The sequence below is a fragment of the Lelliottia sp. AC1 genome (genome assembly GCF_023278595.1).
GTDB classification, from domain to species: domain Bacteria; phylum Pseudomonadota; class Gammaproteobacteria; order Enterobacterales; family Enterobacteriaceae; genus Enterobacter; species Enterobacter nimipressuralis.
On the sequence record NZ_CP025699.1, the window covers coordinates 2,645,515 to 2,667,852 of the forward strand.

Here is a 22,338-nt window from a genome sequence, read left to right on the forward strand (position 1 = left end):
AAACCGTCGCGATTAGAAGCCGAGACTGTCCAGCAGATCGTCCACCTGATCCTGGCTTGCGACAACGCCCGCCTTGGAAGTGTCGAGCTGCGGGCCATTGAGCAGGCTTTCATTCTCACGTTTCGGACGCGCAGCAGGCTCTGGCATGTTTTCCAGCAGAACCATCAGCAGCTGACGTTCGATTTCCTGAATCACATCCATCATGCGCTTGATAACCTGACCTGTCAGGTCCTGGAAATCCTGCGCCATCATGATGTCCAGCAGCTGCGCGTTGGTGAAGCTGGTGTGTCCAGGGACATCGCCCAGATACTGGCGAGTATCCGTGACCAGCTCGCGGGCATCGGCCAGTTCGATCGGATTCTCGAACCACTCATCCCAGCGTTTGCTCAGGGCTTTTGCGCCCTTTTCCATCTCATCCTGATGCGGTTGAGAGGCTTCCACGCTGTTCAGGGCGCGCTCTGCTGCCTGTGCGGTCATCTGCACAACGTAGTCCAGACGATCGCGTGCATCGGGAATCGCTTCCGCCGCTTCGGCAATCGCCTGGTCGAGTCCCAGCTCGCGCAGGCTGTCGCGCAGCATACGCGTCAGGCTGCCGATGCGGGCAATAATCTCGTTGGCTGAATGTTCTTCAACCGGTTTCATAGCAGGTTGCATCATCACCAGCACCTCACATGCCGAGTTTCTCGAAGATCTTGCCGAGCTTCTCTTCCAGAGTCGCCGCCGTAAATGGTTTCACCACATAACCGCTTGCGCCCGCCTGTGCTGCCGCAATAATGTTCTCTTTCTTCGCTTCTGCAGTCACCATCAGAACCGGAAGAGAGGACATATTGCCATCAGCGCGAATTGTTTTGAGCAGCTCCAGACCATCCATGTTAGGCATGTTCCAGTCAGAGATAACAAAACCAAAGCCACCGGCCTGCAGTTTGTTCAGGGCATCAACGCCATCTTCTGCTTCTTCAACGTTATTAAAACCCAGCTCTTTCAGCAGGTTGCGCACGATACGACGCATGGTGGAAAAGTCATCCACAACCAGAAATCTGAGCTCTTTGTCCGCCATAAAAAACTACTCCTCATTAAATACGTATTGCCTGTCCGGCACTGATTTTCGCCAGCATCTGCTGGCTAACCTGGCTAAGATCGACCACTTCGCTCACGCCACCCATATTGATGGCCTCGCGCGGCATGCCGAACACCACACAACTTGCTTCATTCTGCGCAATCGTCCAGGCGCCAGCCTGGTGCATAGCGAGCATTCCGGCGGCCCCGTCGTTACCCATCCCCGTCAGGATCACCCCAACGGCGTTGCGCCCCGCGTGTTTCGCCACCGAATGAAACAGCACATCCACTGACGGACGGTGCCGGTTAACCGGCGGACCGTCATGAATTTTGATTTGATAGTTCGCGCCACTGCGCGCCAGCTCCATATGCTTATCACCCGGCGCGATATAGGCATGCCCCGGCAGGACGCGTTCGCCGTCCTCTGCCTCTTTCACGCTAATCTGACACAGCTTGTTCAGACGTTCGGCGAATGAGCGGGTAAAGCCCGGCGGCATATGCTGAGTAATAAGAATACCTGGGCTTGAGAGCGGCAATGGCTGGAGTACATGGCGAATTGCCTCTGTTCCTCCCGTTGAGGCCCCAATGACCAGCAGTTTTTCCGAACTGAGCAGCGGCCCGGCTTTGAGCGTGGCAGGCACGCCTGCGGGTTTATGCGCCGCCAGCTTCGCCCGTGACGCGGTGCGGATCTTCTCGGCGATCATCTCACTGTAAGCGAGCATCCCTTCGCGAATGCCCAGCTGCGGTTTGGTGACAAAATCCACCGCCCCCAGCTCCAGCGCACGCAGGGTAATCTCTGACCCTTTACCGGTCAGCGAGGAGACCATCACCACTGGCATCGGACGCAGGCGCATTAATTTCTCAAGGAAATCAATGCCATCCATGCGCGGCATCTCCACGTCCAGCGTCAGCACATCGGGGTTAAATTTTTTGATTAAATCCCGCGCGACCAGGGGATCCGGGGCTGTCGCCACCATTTCCATGTCGCTATGACTATTGATAATTTCAGTCATGATCTGGCGCATCAACGCGGAATCATCGACAGACAACACCCTGATCTTACTCATGCTTTTTCCTTACTCAGCGCATAAACCGTCTGCCCGCGCAGCACAAATTCGCGGGCCAGGTTGCTGAAGTTCTCCGAATGCCCGGCAAACAGTAAGCCGTCAGGCTTAAGCAGCGGAGCAAAACGGCGCAGAATCTCCTGCTGCGTCGTTTTATCAAAATAAATCATCACGTTACGGCAAAAAATTGCATCAAAAGGACCCGGCACGTTGTACTGCTTATCAAGCAGATTCACCGGAGCAAATTCCACGCAATTTGCCAGCTCCTGGCGCACGCGCACCAGCCCTTCGTGCGGCCCCGTCCCGCGCATGAAGTACCGCTGTAGCTGTTGAGGCGACAGGGTTTTCAGTTCGTCCTGGCGATAGACGCCGTTGCGCGCTTTCTCCAGCACTTCGGTGTCGATGTCGCTGGCGTAGACCTTCCAGCGACCGGGCGCCATGCCCAGCGTATCGGCAAGGGTAATCGCCAGCGAATACGGCTCCTCCCCGGTCGACGCCGCTGCGCTCCAGACGCGGTATTCCCCGCTACGACGGCGGGCATGTTCCGCCAGCACCGGGAAGTGGTGACCTTCACGGAAAAACGCTGTCAGGTTAGTGGTCAGGGAGTTGATAAACGCCTGCCACTCTGCGCTGTTCGGATTGGCCTCCAGCATGCCCAGATATCGGCCAAAATCATCCAGCTCCAGTGTGCGTAAGCGCCGGACTAACCGGTTGTAGACCATGTCTCGCTTATGATCGGCAAGCACAATCCCCGCACGCTGGTAAATCAACTGACATATCCGACGAAAATGCGCGTCGGACAGCGCGAGGCGCTGGGTCATTTGCTGCAATAATGACGATTGCCCCGAGGGGTTTGGTGAGGTCATAGCGCCTTCTTAATTCACTTTCAGGATACAACTGGCACGGCCTGCGACCGCCCGACTTCTGCTACTGTTTCGACTTGCTCTTTCACGTTAAAAACTGCCACCAGGCTGGTCAAATGATCGGCCTGACTGGCGAGCTGGTCAGTAGCGGCAGCCGCTTCTTCAACAAGAGAAGCGTTCTGTTGCGTTACCTGATCCATCTGCGTGACAGCCTGAGCAACCTGCTCAATGCCGCGACGCTGTTCGTCTGAGGCGGAAGCAATTTCGCCCATAATGTCGTTCACACGCGTTACGGAAGTGACAATCTCCGTCATGGTGTGAGCGGCGGTATCAACCAGCTCCGATCCCTGCTGTACGCGGGAAACGGACTCTTCAATCAACACCTTAATCTCTTTCGCGGCATTGGCGCTGCGGCTGGCGAGATTACGTACTTCACCCGCCACGACGGCAAATCCACGCCCCTGCTCACCGGCCCGTGCCGCTTCGACCGCGGCGTTCAGCGCCAGAATGTTCGTCTGGAACGCGATACCGTCAATCACGCTGATAATGTCGCCAATTTTCTGCGAACTGGTGGCGATTTGCTGCATCGTCGTGGCGACGTTAGAGGCCTGATCGCCCCCCTTTTTCGCCGTCAGCGCAGCCTGTTTTGCCAGGTCCGACGCCTGACGGGCGTTGTCGGCGTTCTGGCTGACGGTCGCCGTTAACTGTTCCATGCTGGCCGCCGTTTGCGCCAGAGAGGCCGCCTGCTGTTCGGTGCGCGACGACAAATCATTGTTCCCGGCCGCGATTTCAGAAATTCCGGTGTGCATGGCATAACTGCCCTGACGCACATCGGTCACCGTTTCACGCAGCGAGCCTTGCATCGCTTTCAGGCTGGCAAAAATGGCGGAAATTTCGTTTTTCCCGAACACCGCCACCGGACGCGCCAGATTGCCCTTAGCGATACTGTCAAAGTGGCTGCTGATGATTGCCAGCGGCAATACGATCATCTTGCGCGACCAGAGCAGCGCCCCGCCGGTCAACAGTGCCGCCAGAATCACCATGGTGGCGAAAATCACGCCCGACATGTGGTAGCTGGCCCGGCTGTCGCTGCTCGCCTCTTCGACGAACAGATTGATATCCTGCTGCCAGGCGTTAAAACCTTTATCAAACGCGGCCTGCGAGTCCTGCACCGGCGCGGTCAGAAAGTCTGACAGCTGGTTGTTCTCAAGCCAGGTCGCCTGATGATCCAGATCGCTGTGCCACTGGGCATAGCCCTTCTGCATTTCGGCTTTCAGCGCTTTCCCTTTATCGCTTACCGCTTCCTGCGCACTGAAGGCTTTAAATTGCGCGTCGGCCTGCTTGAGGCTGTCCCGTGCGGTGGTCATCAGCGCCTTGATATCGTCTGGCGGGTAGCTCAATGCCGTTAATGTGCCCGCTTTGTTCAGCGCAGTGCTGGCCTGCAGAAGCACTGCGCGCGTTTGTGCAAGCGTGGAACGCTGCTGATTACTCGTCTCAACTTCCTGTAAGTTCTGATAGCCATCGCGAAAAGCCCAGAAAGACAATCCATTACTGCCAACCTGCAACACACCGCAAAGGATCAGAATCAAAAACAGTGTGGTCGAGATACGAATACGATTTAACATCCACGCTCCCATCAAGCGGCCAGCAGCCGCGGTTAACTATCAGTCAAAATGTTTCCCAGTTTTCTTCTTGTCCGGCTGCCGACGCACGAGTGTGTTTCACCCTTGCGGCAGGCGCGGTCCCGGCAGGTGCTGCCCTGGACGCCACCGTATTTTGAGGTGAAGAGGTAAGGCGAAACGCCGAGACGGCCATCTTCAGACGGCTCGCCTGGTCTTCCAGCGCAGCGGCCGCCGCAGCGGACTCCTGCACCAGCGCGGCGTTTTGTTGTGTCACACGATCCATTTCCGAGACCGCCAGTGCCACCTGGTCAATCCCACGGCTTTGTTCATCGGATGCCGAAGCGATCTCCGCCATGATGTCAGTGACGCGCGTAACTGCGTTGACGATGTCGGTCATGGTTTCCCCGGCGCTCTCTACCAGCACCGAGCCGGTATCGACGCGCGCAACGGAATCTTCAATCAGGGATTTAATCTCTTTTGCCGCGTTGGCACTGCGGCTTGCCAGGTTGCGCACTTCACCGGCCACCACCGCAAATCCGCGCCCCTGCTCGCCCGCTCGTGCGGCTTCGACAGCGGCGTTGAGGGCCAGGATATTTGTCTGGAAGGCAATTCCGTCGATCACGCTGATAATATCGGCGATTTTTTTCGAGCTACCGGCAATCTCGTGCATGGTTTTCACCACACCATCGACCACCTTGCCGCCGCGCTGGGCAGTTTCGGAGGCGCTTTCAGCCAGATGTGCCGCCTGACGGGCGTTATCGGCGTTTTGCTTCACGGTAGCGGTCAGCTCTTCCATGCTGGCGGCGGTCTCTTCAAGCGCGGAGGCCTGCTCTTCGGTACGCGAGGAGAGATCGTTGTTGCCCATGGCGATTTCGCTGGTACCGGTGTAAATCGCATCCGAACCCTGACGCACATTCGTCACCGTATCGGTCAGAGAGCGCTGCATGTGATCCACGCTGCTCGCCAGCTCGGTGATTTCGTTGCGACCGGAGATCACCAGCGTTTTTGTCAGATCGCCGCTGGCAATCTCACGAATGTGACCAATCACCCGGCCCAGCGGATTCAGCAGAATCGCGCGAATGCCGTACCAGACACCCACCAGCACGATCACCAGCGCCAGCGCGAGGATCGCCATTTGCCATTTGGCAAAGCGGTAGTCGTCCTTACTTTCGTTAAAGGCGGTGTGATACTGCTCGCTGCTGGCCGAGGCGTACTCCCCCAGCGCTTTACCGAGGGCATTTTGCATCCCTTGCGTCGGCTGGGCGAAATAGGCGTCCATGTTTCCGCTCTCAAGGAACTGGATAAGCTCCGTCAGCCCGGCCGCATAGGCGGTGTATTTTTCGTCAATGTTCTCGCTCACCTCTACCATCGAAGGCAGCGGCGTAATCTTTTTGAAGGCGTCGTAATGTTTTGCGGCGTCAGCCAGGGTTGCGCGGGCGTTTTTCAACAGATCCGTTTTCGCGCTGCTTTGCTGGTTGTTCGGGTCCATCATCATGCGCGCAGAAGAACGGCTCAGGTTGATGCGCGTTTGCAGCATCAGATCCCAGGTCGACGTCAGTTCACTTTGCTGGAGGCGTAAATCGTTCGAAACAGCAAAGCTCTGCTGATTATTTTTTAAGGATGAGAAAAACAGCCCACCGGAAATAAGCTGAAGAAGTGCGAAAATGACCAGCACCATCATCAGCATTGTGACAACGCGGATACGGTTCAACATACAACACCTTCTCTAAGATTTATTAACGGTGTTATCGGCAAAGGCTGAGGGAACTTTACATTTGCGAAAGGGAAAAGCGTCATTTCAGAATGCGACGTCGACGATCAACGTGTCGTTATAGGTTCCGGCGGGAGGTGTAGTCTGGCTGGTCAGCACTTTGGCGGTGTAGTTATAGGTACGCAAAAGCCCGTCAGCGCTCAGCTGCGATGAGGTGGCGCTGGTCCAGCGCTCGGTGCCGCTGCCTCCCCAGCGGTTGGTGGTCGCCTCTTTATAGATGTCGTAGCTCATGTAGTTGCTGCCGCTCACCATCCGCCGCACGCCGTTGAGGGCGTTCGCCCCATTATTGATGCCGATGGTATAGACGCTGCCCTTGGTGCAGGTGACAGCAATGGCCTGCGAGACGGCGGGGAAATTTTGCACCAGCGGCGCGCTGTTAAAGTTGACGTTGGGCGTGGTCATCGCACTACAGTTGTTGGTGACGTTCATGTTCAGCGTAATGCTGGTCGTCGCCGTACCAGTTTGTGGCGTGAGGCATAAACCCACGGCCCCCACGGAGCAGACGTTGTAGTTGATGCTAAAGGTCAGCACCACCTGATAAGGCCCCGCCGTCACGTTTTGCCCCGCCACCGTGCGAAAATAGAGTGGAATGTTGTACTGCTTGGCACCCAGCAGATTTAACAGCGTACTGCCACTCCAGGTGTAGGCTTTGGCAATCTGCACTTCGCTGCTGCCGGAACAGCCCGACAGCCCGCACAGCCGCGTGGGGATGACGTCGGTGATGGCCGCATTGTCCGTGCGTTTCATTGTCGCGCGGCTGTTGGCCGAGACGGTCGCCGCCGTGTAGTTCAGGGTGACCGAGTCATTGGTGAGTAAATTCAGGATCGCATCGCAGCTCACCACCAGCGTGCCGGTGGTTTCAACTTCGCCCGTTCCGCTGAGGGCAAACGAGGTCACGCTGCCAAACGAAGCGTTGACGGTACTGACGGTACAGGCCGCCCAGCTGCCGCCCGAGAGCATCAGGAGCACCAGGGCGATCAGCAGACGTTTCACGGGGCCTCCCGGCAGGTCAGCGGCCCGAAAGTTTGCAGTTTATGTTCCGGATTGGCGCCCACCGTCAGCGTGGCGTAGCAACGTTTCCCCTCCGGCAAAATCACTTCCAGCGGGTTCACATCGGTCAGATTTTCCAGCCAGGCGATACCGTCATAGCCGACCACCGCCGTGCTGCGCGAGGCGCGCCGCACCTGGCTGCCAACCGGAATCGCCAGCCCCTGCGGATCGTGCAAAATGACGCTCGCCACCCGCTCCTGCTCCATTGGGAAATCCACCAGAAAACCGCTATGACGGCGAATCGCCACCCGGCGCTCCGTCTCCTTAAGCCGCGTATCGGCGGGCAGATTCAGGGTATTGATGCTGTAACTCGCCGGGTAGTAGGCCGAGACGCCGCTCACCAGCAAATAGCCATTGCGGTTGGTTTTACCGACCGGCTGGTTTTCATAATTGACCGGTACATCCGGGTGACCATCGGTGCTGATCACCACAAAGGCATCGTTGATTTTGTTGGCCGCAAACAGCTCGTTGTCCATCAGCACGATGGACCCCATCGCCTCGCCCCACCAGGTCATCATGTCCTGTTCGCCGTAACCGCCGCCCTGCACTTCGATATTGTTGTTGCGCCAGCCCAGCGTCCCTTGCTGGTAGTTGCGTGATTTTGACTGATTGGCCCACGCCATGTTCCAGCTTAGCCCGCCGTCGGACGGCATCGAGTGGTTGTAGTTTATGCGCTGGGTGCTGCCGGAATCCGGCGTGTTTTCGAGGGTGACGGCGGCACTGTCGCGTTCGCCAATCGGAATTTGCAGGGTCATTGCCACCGTCCAGTCGCCGCGCTGTTGATCGCGGCTGGCGGCGAGATAGATGCTGCTGCTTCCCCACAGGTTGCGGCTCCATGACAGATTCAGCAGCTCGGTTTTTTGGCTATCAAAACTCTCGACGCCAATCCACGCCGCGCCGATATTGCCGTACTCCCCGAGATTAAAGGTCAGGGAATATTGATCCGTGTTGCGACTGAGGCTGGCGATCGGCTGGTCGTGTTCATCATAGATCGTGGGCTGATCGTACAGCGCCAGGTTGCCGTAGCCGCGATCGCGTCGGGAGTGCTGCGTCGCCAGGCTGAACGCGCTGGTACTGTACTGATAGCCCCAGTTAATCTGCCCGCCATTGTCTCCGCGCATCCGGCTGTGGGTATACGAAGAATTCACCACGCCGTAGCGCCCCAGTTTCACCACGGTTCCTGCGCCGCCCAGCGCCAGCTCCTCGGCTGCTTCGCCGTGCCCTTCCAGCGTCAGCCAGTCGGTTAAGCCGTAGCGATACGAGCCGCTGCCCGCCGCCGGGCCGTAGTCGAAATTATCAATACCGTAGTTGCGGCGCAGGCTGCCGAGCGTCACCGCCCCGTCGCTCAGCCCCTGTTTGAGCAGATCGCTGGTGACATAAAACGGCATCGTGGTGCTGACCTGACGCCCGAGCGCATCGGTGGTGATCAGCACGGCGTCCCCTGCGCCATTGATGTAGGGCAGATTGGTCAGGGTGAATGGGCCAGGCTGGAGCTGCGTGGAGCCGGAGCGGTAGCCGTTGATAAACAGATCCACGGAGGTCGGCACCGCTGCTTCACCGGAAAACTCCGGCAGCGGCCAGGTGACGAGGTCCGGGCGCAGGGAGAAGTCGCGTCCGTAGCTGATCCCGCCCATGCGCACGCTGCTGCTCCAGCTCAGGGCATCGCTAATCACATCTCCGACCGTCCAGGTTGTGGCGTCGTCTTCGTTGGTGATCATCACCGTGGTGTCGTAACGTACGTACCCTTCCTGCTGGCCCGTGTCACCGGCAAAACTTTTGCGGGTATACCCCGTTGAAGAGAGCGATCCGTTTTCATTGAAATAGCGGAACTCATGCCAGAGCGACGCCTGGCCGCCAATATGCTCCGTGTGGTTGGTGTAGAGATCGTAATTGAGCAGCGCCCCTTTGCCGTACTGCGGTTTGCTTTGGGTCGGCTGGCCACTAAAAGGGGTAACGCGGGCCGATATCCAGTCGCGGGGGACGTTAAGCAGCAGGCGCTGGGCAGCGCTGTCATATTCAACGCGCACCTTTGAGAGACGGGAGAGATCAACCTCACCGTTGGGCACCTGCTCCGGCGGTAAACCCGCGCGCAGCAGATCCGCACTGGAGATAAAAAAGGTCCCGTTGCGCTGCGTGACGGGGACCACCAGTCCAGTGTCATAGTGGTTGATCACCACCGAGAGCTGAAACACTGCTTCGCTATTTATCGCCTGCGCATCTGGCGGGGGCGGTAAACTGTCATCGCCAGATTCAGCCCAGGCGCTGGTCGAGACACAAAGCAGGATAATCATCGCCGGTTTCAGTGGACGGGCGCCGACTGCCATTGCGTATTCCCGGCATTAATTTGCGCACTCATCTGGCTTGCCTGATGCACGCCCGCCGGAAGCGGCCAGCTGCGGGTGCTGTCCGGGAGAACATAGCCGAGCAGACCGTCAGCGATGGTGCGTTTATCCAGCACCACCTGGCTTAAACGGACGTGAACGTCCCCCTGATTACGTACCTGCAGCGCGGGTTTTCCTCCTTCCTGAATAATCTTCCAGCTCAGATTTTGCGTATCGGCCAGCGCGTGATGCGCCCCCTCTTTTATTGTTGGGATGCCTTGTCCGTAAACGAACAGCGGAATGGAGTAGCGCATCTGGATTTTCAGGCCAATTTCAGGCTGAGATTTGTCAGCAGGCTGGGGAATTTCATCGACGATAATGCGGTAGGCTTGCTCAACGCCCATCGGAACGTTGCCCTGTTTGATCAGGCGAATCAGCTGCTTGCCGTCTTTGCCGATAGTGACAATCGGCGGGCTGGCAACCACATCCTGCTGAGCGGTGTAGCGCTCAAATCCGTTCTCCTGTTTCCAGCGCATAATGCGCACCTGCATGGTGGTGGCGCTGTTCCCCTGGTTCTGGATCCACAGCTCGGTGGCTTTGGTGTCGGCCGAAAGCCAGGGGTCAATCGGCCAGAGCAAAATCGTCGCCGCCGCATTGGCCCGTCCCGACATCATGGCCAGCATCGCCCACATCCCCAGTACGCCATAGCGAATCATTGGTGCCTTCATTGCCCTTCTCCCTGTTTCACCATGACAACGTCACGGTGAGTTGATCTGAATAGGTTCCGGCAGGGCTAAACCCTGTCAAAAGCGCCACACCAAACAGCGGCAGCGCAATATTGTTGCTATTGGTATAGGTCACCGGCACCGCCTGATTGACCCCTATCTCACTGTTTGCCGCCAGCGAACTGCTGCTGTACAGCCGGTAGGCCACCATTTCCGTGCCGCTGGCGCGCTGCATTCGGCGCACGGAAGAATAATGTTGCCCGCCGTCGATACTCATACTCAGCGCGACATTCGGTGTGCAGGCGATCGACAAAGATCCGTTCGGCACAAAACTGGTGCTGACCTGCCCGGTGGCGACGCCCGACCGCGTACCGAAGTTAAGCGTACCGAGCACCCCACCGGTGCCTGTCGTCACCGAGCAGCCGGGCGTTATCGTCGCCGACACCTGAAACGACTGCGAGGTGACCGCGTGCGCCGTTCCCGCCGTCACTAACCCGGCGCAGAGAGCAAAAAAAAGGCGCAGTTTTCCCTCTGCGATTTTTCGCAGACGTGCGATAACTTCGGTCATTTCCGGCGCTTGAACTAGTAGGTCACACTGACGTTAATGGTGTCCGTATAGGTTCCCGGTACCACGGTGACGCTGTTTCCGCCCCCGGTGATGCGGCCATACAGGGTGTAACTGTCGACGCCGCCTGCGGTGGAAGCCACCGGGAGCGGTGCGTTGTTGGCAATGATGTTATTAAATCCGCTGTCGCTAAACAGGCTATAGGCCACACCCTGCGCGGTGTTGGCGGTATTCACCAGATAACGTGCGGGCGTGCCCGGCGTACCGACGACGGTGCCTGGCGCGGTGGAGTTGGTGTTTCCGGTGATCGCCACCGTATAACTGGCGGTCGTACACTGGATGGTGAAGGTATTCCCGCCGCTGGCCCCCGCAAGCTGGGTAGTCAGAGTGGAGAAGGTTGCGGGATGCGTCCCGAAGTCGAGGCTACCGAAATTAATACCGTTTTGCGTCGGAGAGCCGTTGATCAGGCAACCGTTGGTTAGCGTCAGGGTAGCGCCGATGGTTCCGCTACTGGTCACCGCTATCGCCTGATGTGCCGCTAACGCCAGCATGCCGCCCGTACAGATCAGAAGGAGTTTACTTTTCATTTACAGCCCTCCAGGAAGTGTGCCCTTCGTTTTTTCGTATTTTATTGAGAGTACTCAATCCGTTAGCAGCACTTAACCTTCCCAATGAGCACTCATTGTGAATTTAGTTTATGGATCGGGGTTCAACCACATGCTCCGCTTCGTCTCATGCCTTTGCGGTATTGACACTTTATTTTCATATAAAACAGACAGTTATTACTTACCGGGCAGGTTTAAAAGTCGGCATCAGGAGGATATATTCATAATACTGTGATTTAGGTCACAATATATCGTTCACATAGAGATAACAAAATCAATAAAACTTAAAAAATAGTTGTATCTGTATCCGCTTTACTTCAATTTATGCGATGAATGTATTTGTGCGCTGAAATTAAAAAATTATATGACTCAGCGCACTGATGAAACTTAAGCGCATAACAGAGGGTCTTTTTTCGTGGCAAGTGCAAACAAACTCACGTTGTTCATCGTGATTTTCATGCTGGCGGGTATTCTTTCAGGGGCAGCCATTCACGAGTACGCGTCTGCCGACGCGATCGCGACCTGGGCAGACAACATCACACTCCTCACCGATATTTTCCTCCGACTGATCAAAATGGTTATCGCGCCGCTGGTGTTTAGTACGCTGACGGTGGGCATTATGAAGCTTGGCGAAACCTCCACCATTGGCCGCGTGGGCGGTAAAGCGATGGTGTGGTTTATCAGCTCCTCCGTGCTGTCGATTCTGGTCGGCTTGTTTATTGTGACTCTCGAACAGCCGGGTACGGGTCTGAACCTGACGATCCCCGCCGGTTCTGTCGACACCGGGCTGGCAGTGAGCGGGATGTCACTGAAGGGCTTTTTGTCGCACACCATTCCGACCAGTATTGTCGGGGCGATGGCGAATAATGAAATTCTGCAAATCGTCGTTTTCTCGATGTTCTTTGGCATCGGCGGCGCGTCTCTGGGCGAGAAGTTCAATGCCCCACTCGTCGCTGCGCTGGATGTGGTGTCTCACATCATGCTGAAAGTCACGGGCTATGTGATGTACGTTGCGCCGCTGGCGATTTTCGCAGCCATCTCGTCAGTCATCGCCACTCAGGGGCTGGGGATTTTGCTCAACTACGCTTCCTTTATCGGCGGATATTACGTGGCGATTATGCTCACCTGCCTGGTGCTGCTGGCGGTAGGATACATGGTGCTGAAAAAAGAGGTTTTCCGCCTGGTCAGCATGCTGAAAGATCCGGTGCTGGTCGCGTTTACCACCAGCAGCTCCGAAGCGGCCTACCCGAAAACCCTGGAGCAGCTCACCCGCTTCGGCTGTTCCCGCAATATCGTCTCCTTCGTTCTGCCGATTGGTTACTCTTTTAACCTGGTCGGCTCGATGGTGTACTGCTCCTTTGCGTCGATGTTTATCGCGCAGGCTTACAATATTCATCTGAGTTTCGCCGAAGTCACCGTTCTGATGCTGACGCTGATGCTGGCCTCCAAGGGTATCGCAGGCGTGCCACGTTCCGCGCTGGTGGTATTAGCCGCGACCATCCCAAGCTTCAACATTCCCGTCGCAGGGATCTTGCTGCTGATGGGGATCGACCATTTCCTCGATATGGGTCGTTCAGCAATTAATGTGCTGGGCAACGGAATTGCAACGGCGATGCTGGCGCAAAACGAAGGGCTGCTGGAAGAAGAGCCGGAACTCATTGAGCAGGAAGCGTAAGAGGTAAAAAAGCCGGGTAGCGCTGACGCTCACCCGGCTTTCTCTGTTAATGCCATTCTCTGCCGGGTCTCCCCGGCATCACATCACGCCACGTGGCTCGCCGCGATATCCAGCAGGGCCATCTCGTCGCTGTTCAGCAGTTTCTCGATGTTCACCAGAATCAGCATACGGTCGCCCAGCGCGCCCAGACCGGTCAGGTATTCGGTGGACAGGGTTACCGCGAATTCTGGTGCCGGGCGGATCTGGTCGGCGGTCAGCGACAGCACGTCAGAAACGCCATCGACCACGATACCCACAACGCGCTGGCCCAGGTTCAGGACGATTACCACAGTGTTGTCGTTATACTCCACGTCACCCTGGCTAAACTTCACGCGCAGATCGACGATAGGGACAATGACACCACGCAGGTTGGTCACACCTTTGATAAAGGAAGGTGTGTTGGCAATGCGAGTCACCTGATCGTAGCCGCGAATCTCCTGCACTTTAAGAATATCGATGCCGTACTCTTCATCGCCTAAAGTGAAAACCAGGAATTCCTGCCCTGATGGCTCGCCGGCCAGTTTCGTTACATTACTCATACCGGTCATGTTTATACCTTCTTAACTAATCAGGCGGCTGTGTACGCCACACGTTGTTCACGATTTAAACCCTGAAGCGCCGACACATCGACGATCAGTGCGACGCTGCCATCGCCAAGGATGGTGGCAGCTGAAATTCCTGGCACTTTGCGGTAGTTGCTTTCGAGGTTTTTCACCACAACCTGGTGCTGACCAATCAGCTGATCGACCAGCAGCGCATAGCGGCGCCCCGCGCTTTGCAGAATAACCACGATGCCCTGAGTCGCTTCGGTCTTCGCGCCGTCGACTTCAAACACTTTCCACAGTTCCACCAGCGGGAGATACTCGCCACGCACTTCCAGCACGCGCTCGCCACCGGCCAGCGGATGCAGATCTTCATCACGCGGCTGCAGGGATTCCATCACCGCATTCAGCGGAAGAATAAATACTTCGTCGGCGACCTTCACGGACATCCCGTCGAGGATCGCCAGCGTCAGTGGCAGCAGGATACGGATAGTGGTGCCGGAACCTTGCTTAGACTTGATCTCAACGTGGCCGCCCATCTCCTGGATGTTACGTTTCACCACGTCCATGCCCACGCCACGGCCCGACACATCAGTCACCTGCTCGGCAGTCGAGAAGCCCGGGGCGAAGATCAGCATGCCGACCTCTTCATCGGTCATGTTCTCATTCACCTGCATGCCCTGCGAAAGAGCTTTCGCCAGAATGCGCTCGCGGTTCAGGCCTGCGCCGTCATCGGTGACTTCAATGCAGATGTTGCCGCCCTGATGTTCTGCGGACAGAATCAGGTTACCGACCGGGGATTTCCCTGCCGCAATACGGTTTTCCGGGGATTCAATGCCGTGATCGAGGCTGTTACGCACCAGGTGCGTTAACGGATCGATAATGCGCTCAATCAGGCTCTTATCCAGCTCGGTTGAACTCCCCAGCTGGGTCAGTTCAATCTGTTTGTTCAGCTTGCTGGCCAGGTCGCGGACCAGACGCGGGAAGCGGCTGAAGACGTACTCCATCGGCATCATACGGATGGACATCACCGATTCCTGCAGATCGCGGGCGTTACGTTGTAACTGACCCATGCTGGTAATCAGATCGCCGTGGGTCACCGGGTCCAGTTCGTTCGAACGTTGCGCCAGCATGGACTGGGTGATCACCAGTTCGCCCACCAGGTTAATCAGCTGATCGACTTTCTCTACCGCCACGCGGATACTGGTGGATTCACTGCTGCGGGCCGCTGGTTTTTCACGTTCAGCGCGGTTCGGCGCAGCCGATTCGCCGGGAACGGCTTTCAGCACGGGCGTCGGGGCAACCACCGCTGGCACGCTCACGTCAGGCGCAGACACCACTTCCGCGACCTCAACAGGGGCTTCTGCAGCCGCCGTTTCAGTTTCAAAGGTGATCTGGTCGGCTTCGATCACGAAGCACAGCACCGCGACGATATCATCCTGACCGATGCCACCATCAATGGTAGCTGCCAAACTATCGGGGCCTTTAACGATATTGCTCAGGGTCGCCAGGTTACCCAGCTCTTCTTCCAGCAGATTCACTTCACTCTCTTTCAGACGTGAGAGCACCACGCGCAGCTTTGCTTCGGCTGCAGGCGGGGTCGCGTCTTCTGACGCCAGTGCATCAACCACGCTTAATTTTGCCGCGCTGACCGCAGGTGCAGCGACTTCGCCCTTCGCTTCCAGAGCTAACTGGCGCAGAGCGTTGCAGATGTATTCAAAGCTTGCAGCATCTGGCTCTTGCGAGCTTTTATAGGCGTCGAGCTGTTCCTGCATAATATCTTTGGTTTCCAAAAACAGGTTAATAATGTCGGTGTTGAGCTGCATCTCACCGCGACGAGCTTCATCCAGCAGGTTCTCCATTAAATGGGTAGTTTCCTGCAAAATGGTAAAACCAAATGTTCCGGCGCCACCTTTAATGGAATGTGCCGCACGGAAAATGGCATTGAGCTGTTCTGAATCCGGTGCCTCAGGCACTAAATCCAGCAGATGCTGCTCCATGTCCGCCAACAACTCGTCGGCTTCATCAAAAAACGTCTGGTAAAAATCGCTAATATCCATGCTCACGCTATCACCTCGGATTGGCTGGTGGCGATGTTGGAACGGCAGCCGAAGGCACTGCCCCTGGCTGTTTTAAATCATCCAGTGACTCATTCTGGCTTTCGGCGTTTTCGTGCAGAATGGTCTGCTCCGCCTGCTGATTGAGCACTAAAAGACTGATACGACGGTTGATGGCATCGTCCGGGCCGCGGTCGGTCACCCGCATGGTGGCGGCCATTCCGACGACGCGCAGGACTTTGCCTTCATCAAGCCCACCCACCACCAGCTCGCGACGCGAGGCGTTGGCACGATCGGCAGAAAGCTCCCAGTTGCTGTATCCCTTTTCGCCGTTGGCATACGGGAAATCATCCGTATGACCAGAGAGACTGATGCGGTTCGGAATACCGTTCAGCACCGGCGCAATACCGCGCAAAATATCGCGCATGTAAGGCTCAACGTCCGCGCTGCCGGTTTTGAACATTGGGCGGTTCTGGCTATCAATAATCTGGATGCGTAACCCCTCCTGCACCAGATCGATTTTCAAATGTGGACGCAGCGCGCGCAGTTTCGGGTCAGCTTCGATGAGCTGGTCGAGGTCGCCACGCAGTTTTTTCAACCGCGCCTGCTCCATGCGCTTTTTCAGCTCGTCGATATTCGGCTCTTTCTTCACTTCACCCTTTTGCTGGGTGTAATCATCACCCCCGCCAGGGATTGGGCTGTCGCTGTTCGCAATTCGCTGCCCGCCCGTCACCGCCGTCGCCAGCGGTGTTCTGAAATACTCCGCGATCTGAATCAGCTCTTTCGGGCTGGAGATGGAAATCAGCCACATCACCAGGAAAAACGCCATCATTGCGGTCATAAAGTCCGCGTAAGCGATTTTCCACGAGCCATGGGAACCGCCCCCATGGCCTTTGTGTTTGCGCTTTTTAACTATGACGATGGGATGGGACTGATTTTTCATGCGTCCTCAGTCGTCGTCTGTTGGTTAGGGTTCTTCACAGCGCGGACGTGTTCTTCAAGCTCGACAAACGATGGACGCTCGCTGGAGTACAGGGTTTTACGCCCGAATTCCACCGCGATTGGCGGTGCGTAGCCGTTCAGGTTTGACAGCAGGGTGATCTTCACGCACTGCATCATCTTGGTAGTTTCCGCACTCTTCTGGCGTAGCACGCTTGCCAGCGGCGAGATAAAACCGTAGGCGAGAAGAATACCGAGGAATGTCCCAACCATTGCGTGGGCAATCAGTGCCCCCAGCTCTGCGGCCGGTCGGTCGGCGGAGGCCAGTGCGTGTACCACGCCCATCACCGCCGCGACGATACCGAATGCCGGCAGTGAATCCCCCACCAGCGCCAGGGCGTTAGCCGGCACTTCGGATTCGCTTTCGTGAGTTTCTATCTCTTCGTCCATCAGCGCTTCAATCTCGAAGGTGTTCATGTTGCCGCTGATGATGAGTCGAAGATAATCGACGATAAAATCCAGCATCATCGCGTCAGCGAGAATACGTGGATAACTGGCGAAAATTTCGCTCTCTTTCGGGTTCTCAATATCACGTTCCAACGAGAACATGCCCTGTTGACGCGACTTTGCCATCAGACGATAGAGCAGCGCCAGCAGGTCCATATACATGCTTTTGGTGTATTTTGAACGACGAAACAGTAATGGGAGCGCTTTGAGCGTTCCTTTAATCGATTTACCGTTGTTGCCAACGATAAAAGCACCTACCCCTGCGCCGCCGATAATAATCAGTTCAGCCGGTTGATAGAGTGCTCCCAGGTGCCCGCCGGTCATCATATAACCGCCGAAAACTGTACCGATAACAACCAGGTAACCTAATAAGATAAGCACGACATCATCCTTCCGCTAGAGACCATGACAGGATGTTGAGTTCGAAGGCGTTACCGGAATGCGGGGTAAAAAAAAGCAGCGGTAATTTCTTACCGCTGCTGGAATCTTTCCCACACGTTCGGGTTAAACAGCTTGTTCGATCTGTTCATCCAGCAGTTGTGGATTAATATCGGCAGCTTCCGGGGAAAGTTTACGTCTTTTTACCGCACGGGACGGCGGCTGGCATAAACTGCAGGCGAAGCTACCTACTGGCTGATGAGCATGGGTGATAAAGTTGCCGTCGCAGCAGTTACAGCGCGACAATTGCAGCAATCCACTCTCAACGAAGCGCACCAGCGTCCATGCGCGGGTCAGCGCCAAAAGTGGCCCCTCTTCCGGCTGCGGACATTGTTCAAGGTAGAGTTTATAGGCTTTGATGACAGCATCCACGCCACTGCACAAGCCCGTCTTTAAGAGAAACTGCCAGGCATTGCAAAACATCGATGCGTGGATGTTTTGCTCCCAGGTCATAAACCAGTCCGTGGAAAAGGGCAGCATCCCTTTCGGAGGCGGGCTACCGCGTAATTCTTTATACAGTTTGATAAGTCGACCGCGGCTCAGCTGAGTCTCGCTTTCCAGCATTTGTAAGCGAGCACCCAACGTGATCAGTTCCATTGCCAACTGAATGTCGCGAGCTTCCTGAACAATGCTTTTTTCGCTCATCATTAAGCCCTTTTCTTGCGGGCCACGTCGTCAGGCTGGCTGATTTCGGTGAGAAGGCGGGTTGAAAGCAAAATCCCGGTGTGGATCTGTTGCAGATCGTCAACGCGTGAATCCTGAGTCAGACGCGTAATGGTCTGATGACTGTCGAAGCGGAACTGACATACCAGCTGATTGGTTTCCGCCAGTTTGACCATCTGAGGGAGAGTTAATCCACCGAGCGTTGTTGCCATTTCTTCGCTGATACCCAGGCGGAACATGGCGGACGGTTTGTCCTGACTAATCAAACGCTGTGCAAGTAATAAGTATGACAAATTGATGTCATAGACGTGTTTAAGCATCTCGGATGTATGCATTTTTCCCATCCAGAATAACCAACTATAATTTTTTATGCGGTAAGACCGCACCCCGTGATGTCGCCGAGAAAACCCCGGTAAAAAAAAAGAAAAGGCGAAAATGCATAGTCGAATTAAGGTTAAACTGGATAAAACGCGCGGTTTTTAAATGGTGATCCCTGACCATTGCGTCTTATCATTACTTACAAATAACTAAGATTTTTCCTAATTCGAGGCAACTCTACTCGTCCGTTTTCCCACATACAATGCAGCCCCGCCCAAATTTTAAAAAAAATGTGATCTACGTCACAAAAATTAAGCGATAAGCAGGCATTAATCCATCAGCGTGACTTGTAAGTTGGTTGATTTTTAGCCAAATGAGGCTCTTTTCTATTCTGAATGGACGAATACTCATGCAGTGGCTTATCCGACCAGCTTACTCCTCGCCAGAGAGCATTATCCTTAATGATCTTTTGCTTAACATATTAAGCCATAGTCAGTAACACATCATTAATTTCATTTAAAATCATGAAGTTATAAAATTAAAAAATGTAACAAATTTCTGTTCGTGACGATAACTTGCTGGTCAAAAACGGCGGATATCTGATGACGGGTTCAATATTAAAAGGGGGATGTTTTGGTTAAGTAACGCTATTACGTTGATAAGCTCGGTTATGACACTATTCGTTTTATAAGAATAATTAATGAATAATTATGATAAACGTCACACCAATGTCGTATTGCCCTCTTGCGAAGCGGTACGAATCGCGCTAATGGTGATGAATCCTCTGTCTCTGGACATCAAAGGAGTGAGCGATGAGTTACTCACACATTCTGGTATGCGTTGCTGTTACCCCGGAAAGCCATCAGCTGCTGGCGCGAGCGGTCTCTATCGCCCGCCCGCTCAATGCGCGGATTAGTCTGGTTACGCTGGCGGCCGAGCCGGAAATGTATAACCAGCTGGCCGCACCGATGCTGGAAGATATTCGTGGGCTGTTGCAGGAAGAGACGCAGCAGTTTTTGCAGGAGCTAGAGGATAAAGCCCAGTATCCTATTGCGCGGACCTTTATCGCCACCGGCGAACTGAGCGAACATATTCTGGATATTTGCCGCAAAGAGCAGGCCGATTTGGTGATTTGCGGTAACCATAACCACAGCTTCTTCTCACGCGCCGCCTGCTCCGCCAAAGCGATTGTCAGCTCAAGTCAGGTGGACGTGCTGCTGGTTCCCCTCGGCAACTGATGCCGCCGAGGGGGGACTCGTTAAGCCAGTTTAGGGAAGGTTGCGACCTTTTTTTGCAGATTGCTCTCCCGGCTACGGGGAGTGATCCGCTCAAGATCGCGAATAAAATGCTCCTGCCAGTGATTAATATCGTTCTCGCGAATCACTTTCATCATCTCCGCATGGCGCGAGATACGCTCAGTCAGTGGCATGGTCAGCGCCCTGTCGAGGGCATTTGCCACATCATCGCTGTCGTAGGGATTGACGATCAGTGCAGAAGTCAGCTCGTTTGCCGCCCCCGCAAACTGTGAAAGCACCAGCACGCCAGGGTCTTTCGGGTCCTGCGCGGCGACATACTCTTTCGCCACCAGGTTCATCCCGTCGCGAAGAGGCGTCACCAATCCCACTTCCGCATAGCGGAAAACCTTCATCAGAATTTTGCGCTCAAAATGCTGGTTGAGATAATAAAGCGGTGTCCAGCCCAGCTGCCCGTAGCGACCGTTGATGCGCCCGGCCTCAGTTTCCAGCTGATGCCGGATATCCTGATAGGCCTGCACCTCACCACGTGAGGTCGGGGCAATCTGCGTATAGCGGATTTTACCGTGATGCTGCGGGAATTTTTCCAGCAGTCTCTCATAAGCCTGGAAGCGTTCCGGCAGCCCTTTCGAGTAATCCAGACGCTCCACGGAGAAGATGTTTTTGACGTTTTTCAGCTCGCTTTTGAGCTGTGCCAGTTTCGGCGGCAGCGGGCCAGAGGCGTCAGCGGCGATTTCATCAGGTTCAATACCGATAGGATAGACTTCGGTCTCGAAAGTCTTGCCCCACGCGGTATGAGACTTGCCGCTGCGGGTGGTCACGCGCGTTTTACCGGAGACGCTATCGAGAAACGCCACGCGGTCGTTTTCCGTCTGGAAGCCAAGCAGATCGTAATCGCACAGACCTTCCAGCAGCTCTTCATGCGGCGGCAATGCGGTGAAAATCTCCGGTGTCGGGAACGGGATGTGCAGGAAGAAGCCGATCCGGTTATTCACCCCACGTTTGCGCAGCTCGCTGGCGAACGGAATCAGGTGATAATCGTGGATCCATAAAATATCGTCTTCCTCGATTAACGGCAGCAGTTTATCCGCCAGCAGCGCATTGACACGTGTGTACCCTTCCCACGAATCGCGCTCGAATTTAACCAGGTCCAGACGATAGTGAAACGCCGGCCACAGCACGGCATTCGAGAACTGCGAGTAATACTCTTCGTAGTCCTTTTCACCCAGATTAAACGATGCCCACGTGATGTTGCCCCGTGTCACCTTTTTTAGCGGCTGGTCTTCATTACCGACGTCACCGCTCCAGCCAAACCACAAACCGCCAGCTGTTTTTAAGGCACCCAAAATCCCTACCGCCAGACCACCCGCGCTGGATTTTTTATCGTCCGGTGGCGCAATTCGGTTAGAGACTACGACTAAGCGACCCATCATGTTTTCTCCTGTTGTTATGCGCTATTTTTTCTTCTTGTTGCTGGTTAGCGACTTCGGTGACCCATTGCCAGACGCTGGCGACATTCGCCAGTCGCCATTCGGCGCAGGTTTCACCCTGTCCGACTTTAATTGATACCCCTCCGGCCTGATTGACGGCGCTAAAACCGCTTTCGTCCGTCAGGTCGTCGCCGATAAACACCGGCGTTCTGCCCGCAAAAGGCGCCTCGGTCATGAAGGCCTTGATCGCCTCCCCTTTATTAATGCCCCTTGGTTTAATCTCCACCACACATTTTCCCGGCTGCAGTGCAAGCTGAGGGTGTGCCGCGACGATGGAGGTTGCCAGCGCCGTGATGGCAGCTTCGTGCTGCGGCCCCTGACGATAGTGCAGCGCAAAGGCCATCCCTTTCGCTTCCAGCTCCGTTCCCGGCAGATGCTCTAGCGCCGCGGTCAGTTGTACCGTGAGCGACTGAATCAGTGAATCGGGAAGAGAGACGATATGCGCGTTGCCATGGATGTCGCGGCGCTCCGCTCCGTGCACACCGGCAAGCGGAAAGCGGTAAGGCCTGGCAAGCTGATCCAGCTCGGCCATTGAGCGCCCTGATATCAATGCCAGTGCCCCATGATTGATGCTGGAGAGCTGATGTAACACCCGGAGAATATCGGCAGGTATCACCACCTGATCGGGGTGCGGTTTGATGTCGGCGAGAGTCCCGTCGAGATCGAAAAAGAATGCGAATTCTCCGGTCAGTGCAGGCGGTACGTTTAACGAGTCTGCCACCCTTATCCTCCTTACGGTTTTCGAGATGTCAGACATTTAACATCTCAGTAGCCA

21 protein-coding genes are annotated in these 22,338 nt (G+C 55.5%); 2 read left to right on the forward strand and 19 right to left on the reverse strand.

What is annotated here, in order from left to right; all coding sequences use genetic code 11:
* Positions 1 to 12: 12 nt before the first annotated feature.
* The 11 genes from cheZ to C0560_RS12675 all read right to left on the reverse strand — a co-directional run bounded on the left by cheZ (position 13) and on the right by C0560_RS12675 (position 11,624).
* Positions 13 to 657, reverse strand: a complete 645-nt coding sequence (cheZ, locus tag C0560_RS12625) for a protein phosphatase CheZ (protein ID WP_100780859.1) — start codon at positions 655 to 657, stop codon at positions 13 to 15.
* Between the two features lie 10 nt (positions 658 to 667).
* Complete coding sequence (gene cheY, locus C0560_RS12630) at positions 668 to 1,057, reverse strand: chemotaxis response regulator CheY (RefSeq protein ID WP_095282410.1); 390 nt, start codon at positions 1,055 to 1,057, stop codon at positions 668 to 670.
* A 16-nt stretch (positions 1,058 to 1,073) separates the two neighbouring features.
* On the reverse strand, positions 1,074 to 2,123 hold the full coding sequence (locus tag C0560_RS12635; RefSeq protein WP_100779757.1) for a chemotaxis response regulator protein-glutamate methylesterase: 1,050 nt from the start codon (positions 2,121 to 2,123) through the stop codon (positions 1,074 to 1,076).
* Entirely contained in the window at positions 2,120 to 2,986 is an 867-nt protein-coding gene (gene cheR / locus C0560_RS12640; protein WP_100779756.1) for a protein-glutamate O-methyltransferase CheR, read from the reverse strand. The genes C0560_RS12635 and cheR overlap by 4 nt, the downstream gene beginning before the upstream one ends.
* A gap of 20 nt (positions 2,987 to 3,006) precedes the next feature.
* Positions 3,007 to 4,608: a methyl-accepting chemotaxis protein IV gene (gene tap, locus C0560_RS12645; RefSeq protein ID WP_123427562.1), complete on the reverse strand. Its 1,602-nt coding sequence runs from the start codon at positions 4,606 to 4,608 to the stop codon at positions 3,007 to 3,009.
* 43 nt (positions 4,609 to 4,651) lie between these two features.
* Positions 4,652 to 6,319, reverse strand: coding sequence for a methyl-accepting chemotaxis protein II (gene tar / locus C0560_RS12650; RefSeq protein ID WP_181826509.1), 1,668 nt, complete (start codon positions 6,317 to 6,319; stop codon positions 4,652 to 4,654).
* 84 nt (positions 6,320 to 6,403) lie between these two features.
* Positions 6,404 to 7,336 (reverse strand): spore coat protein U domain-containing protein, encoded by a 933-nt coding sequence (locus C0560_RS12655; RefSeq protein WP_371923383.1) that lies wholly within the window; start codon positions 7,334 to 7,336, stop codon positions 6,404 to 6,406.
* A 29-nt stretch (positions 7,337 to 7,365) separates the two neighbouring features.
* Complete coding sequence (locus tag C0560_RS12660; RefSeq protein WP_248858668.1) at positions 7,366 to 9,750, reverse strand: fimbria/pilus outer membrane usher protein; 2,385 nt, start codon at positions 9,748 to 9,750, stop codon at positions 7,366 to 7,368.
* Positions 9,726 to 10,475 (reverse strand): molecular chaperone, encoded by a 750-nt coding sequence (locus C0560_RS12665; RefSeq protein WP_107703348.1) that lies wholly within the window; start codon positions 10,473 to 10,475, stop codon positions 9,726 to 9,728. The genes C0560_RS12660 and C0560_RS12665 overlap by 25 nt, the downstream gene beginning before the upstream one ends.
* A gap of 16 nt (positions 10,476 to 10,491) precedes the next feature.
* Positions 10,492 to 11,040 (reverse strand): spore coat U domain-containing protein, encoded by a 549-nt coding sequence (locus C0560_RS12670; RefSeq protein WP_100779750.1) that lies wholly within the window; start codon positions 11,038 to 11,040, stop codon positions 10,492 to 10,494.
* A gap of 14 nt (positions 11,041 to 11,054) precedes the next feature.
* Positions 11,055 to 11,624, reverse strand: a complete 570-nt coding sequence (locus C0560_RS12675) for a spore coat protein U domain-containing protein (RefSeq protein WP_100779749.1) — start codon at positions 11,622 to 11,624, stop codon at positions 11,055 to 11,057.
* Positions 11,625 to 12,057: 433 nt separating this feature from the next.
* On the opposite strand from C0560_RS12675, the gene C0560_RS12680 reads away from it, so the two are divergent.
* The gene (locus C0560_RS12680; protein WP_129036081.1) at positions 12,058 to 13,317 is read left to right on the forward strand and encodes a dicarboxylate/amino acid:cation symporter; all 1,260 of its coding nucleotides are present in this window, start codon (positions 12,058 to 12,060) and stop codon (positions 13,315 to 13,317) included.
* An 83-nt stretch (positions 13,318 to 13,400) separates the two neighbouring features.
* Here the strand turns inward: C0560_RS12680 and cheW are convergent, their stop codons facing one another.
* The 6 genes from cheW to flhD all read right to left on the reverse strand — a co-directional run bounded on the left by cheW (position 13,401) and on the right by flhD (position 18,837).
* A complete protein-coding gene (cheW, locus tag C0560_RS12685) occupies positions 13,401 to 13,904 on the reverse strand; it encodes a chemotaxis protein CheW (RefSeq protein WP_095282421.1) in 504 nt (167 codons plus the stop codon).
* 20 nt (positions 13,905 to 13,924) lie between these two features.
* Positions 13,925 to 15,964 carry a chemotaxis protein CheA gene (gene cheA, locus C0560_RS12690; RefSeq protein WP_248858669.1) on the reverse strand — a complete coding sequence of 680 codons (2,040 nt, stop codon included), beginning with the start codon at positions 15,962 to 15,964 and terminating at the stop codon, positions 13,925 to 13,927.
* Between the two features lie 4 nt (positions 15,965 to 15,968).
* Entirely contained in the window at positions 15,969 to 16,898 is a 930-nt protein-coding gene (gene motB, locus C0560_RS12695; protein ID WP_100779746.1) for a flagellar motor protein MotB, read from the reverse strand.
* On the reverse strand, positions 16,895 to 17,782 hold the full coding sequence (motA, locus tag C0560_RS12700) for a flagellar motor stator protein MotA (protein ID WP_100779745.1): 888 nt from the start codon (positions 17,780 to 17,782) through the stop codon (positions 16,895 to 16,897). The genes motB and motA overlap by 4 nt, the downstream gene beginning before the upstream one ends.
* 123 nt (positions 17,783 to 17,905) lie before the next feature.
* On the reverse strand, positions 17,906 to 18,484 hold the full coding sequence (gene flhC / locus C0560_RS12705; protein WP_100780858.1) for a flagellar transcriptional regulator FlhC: 579 nt from the start codon (positions 18,482 to 18,484) through the stop codon (positions 17,906 to 17,908).
* A 2-nt stretch (positions 18,485 to 18,486) separates the two neighbouring features.
* Positions 18,487 to 18,837 (reverse strand): flagellar transcriptional regulator FlhD, encoded by a 351-nt coding sequence (gene flhD / locus C0560_RS12710; RefSeq protein WP_181826511.1) that lies wholly within the window; start codon positions 18,835 to 18,837, stop codon positions 18,487 to 18,489.
* Positions 18,838 to 19,632: 795 nt separating this feature from the next.
* Here flhD and uspC point away from each other — a divergent pair.
* Positions 19,633 to 20,058: a universal stress protein UspC gene (gene uspC / locus C0560_RS12715; protein ID WP_100779743.1), complete on the forward strand. Its 426-nt coding sequence runs from the start codon at positions 19,633 to 19,635 to the stop codon at positions 20,056 to 20,058.
* Positions 20,059 to 20,078: 20 nt separating this feature from the next.
* On the opposite strand, the gene otsA is transcribed toward uspC, so the two are convergent.
* Positions 20,079 to 21,503 carry an alpha,alpha-trehalose-phosphate synthase gene (otsA, locus tag C0560_RS12720; protein WP_102104142.1) on the reverse strand — a complete coding sequence of 475 codons (1,425 nt, stop codon included), beginning with the start codon at positions 21,501 to 21,503 and terminating at the stop codon, positions 20,079 to 20,081.
* On the reverse strand, positions 21,478 to 22,284 hold the full coding sequence (gene otsB / locus C0560_RS12725; RefSeq protein ID WP_102104002.1) for a trehalose-phosphatase: 807 nt from the start codon (positions 22,282 to 22,284) through the stop codon (positions 21,478 to 21,480). Before otsB ends, otsA begins: the two co-directional genes overlap by 26 nt.
* Positions 22,285 to 22,338: the final 54 nt, after the last annotated feature.

Excerpts from the sequence above, each read along its gene's own strand:
- cheZ (WP_100780859.1), bottom strand. The coding sequence starts at position 657 with ATGATGCAACCTGCTATGAAACCGGTTGAAGAACATTCAGCCAACGAG.
- cheY (WP_095282410.1), bottom strand. The coding sequence starts at position 1,057 with ATGGCGGACAAAGAGCTCAGATTTCTGGTTGTGGATGACTTTTCCACC.
- C0560_RS12635 (WP_100779757.1), bottom strand. The coding sequence starts at position 2,123 with ATGAGTAAGATCAGGGTGTTGTCTGTCGATGATTCCGCGTTGATGCGC.
- cheR (WP_100779756.1), bottom strand. The coding sequence starts at position 2,986 with ATGACCTCACCAAACCCCTCGGGGCAATCGTCATTATTGCAGCAAATG.
- tap (WP_123427562.1), bottom strand. The coding sequence starts at position 4,608 with ATGTTAAATCGTATTCGTATCTCGACCACACTGTTTTTGATTCTGATC.
- tar (WP_181826509.1), bottom strand. The coding sequence starts at position 6,319 with ATGTTGAACCGTATCCGCGTTGTCACAATGCTGATGATGGTGCTGGTC.
- C0560_RS12655 (WP_371923383.1), bottom strand. The coding sequence starts at position 7,336 with ATGCTCTCGGGCGGCAGCTGGGCGGCCTGTACCGTCAGTACCGTCAAC.
- C0560_RS12660 (WP_248858668.1), bottom strand. The coding sequence starts at position 9,750 with ATGGCAGTCGGCGCCCGTCCACTGAAACCGGCGATGATTATCCTGCTT.
- C0560_RS12665 (WP_107703348.1), bottom strand. The coding sequence starts at position 10,475 with ATGAAGGCACCAATGATTCGCTATGGCGTACTGGGGATGTGGGCGATG.
- C0560_RS12670 (WP_100779750.1), bottom strand. The coding sequence starts at position 11,040 with ATGACCGAAGTTATCGCACGTCTGCGAAAAATCGCAGAGGGAAAACTG.
- C0560_RS12675 (WP_100779749.1), bottom strand. The coding sequence starts at position 11,624 with ATGAAAAGTAAACTCCTTCTGATCTGTACGGGCGGCATGCTGGCGTTA.
- cheW (WP_095282421.1), bottom strand. The coding sequence starts at position 13,904 with ATGACCGGTATGAGTAATGTAACGAAACTGGCCGGCGAGCCATCAGGG.
- motB (WP_100779746.1), bottom strand. The coding sequence starts at position 16,898 with ATGAAAAATCAGTCCCATCCCATCGTCATAGTTAAAAAGCGCAAACAC.
- flhC (WP_100780858.1), bottom strand. The coding sequence starts at position 18,484 with ATGAGCGAAAAAAGCATTGTTCAGGAAGCTCGCGACATTCAGTTGGCA.
- flhD (WP_181826511.1), bottom strand. The coding sequence starts at position 18,837 with ATGCATACATCCGAGATGCTTAAACACGTCTATGACATCAATTTGTCA.
- uspC (WP_100779743.1), top strand. The coding sequence starts at position 19,633 with ATGAGTTACTCACACATTCTGGTATGCGTTGCTGTTACCCCGGAAAGC.
- otsA (WP_102104142.1), bottom strand. The coding sequence starts at position 21,503 with ATGGGTCGCTTAGTCGTAGTCTCTAACCGAATTGCGCCACCGGACGAT.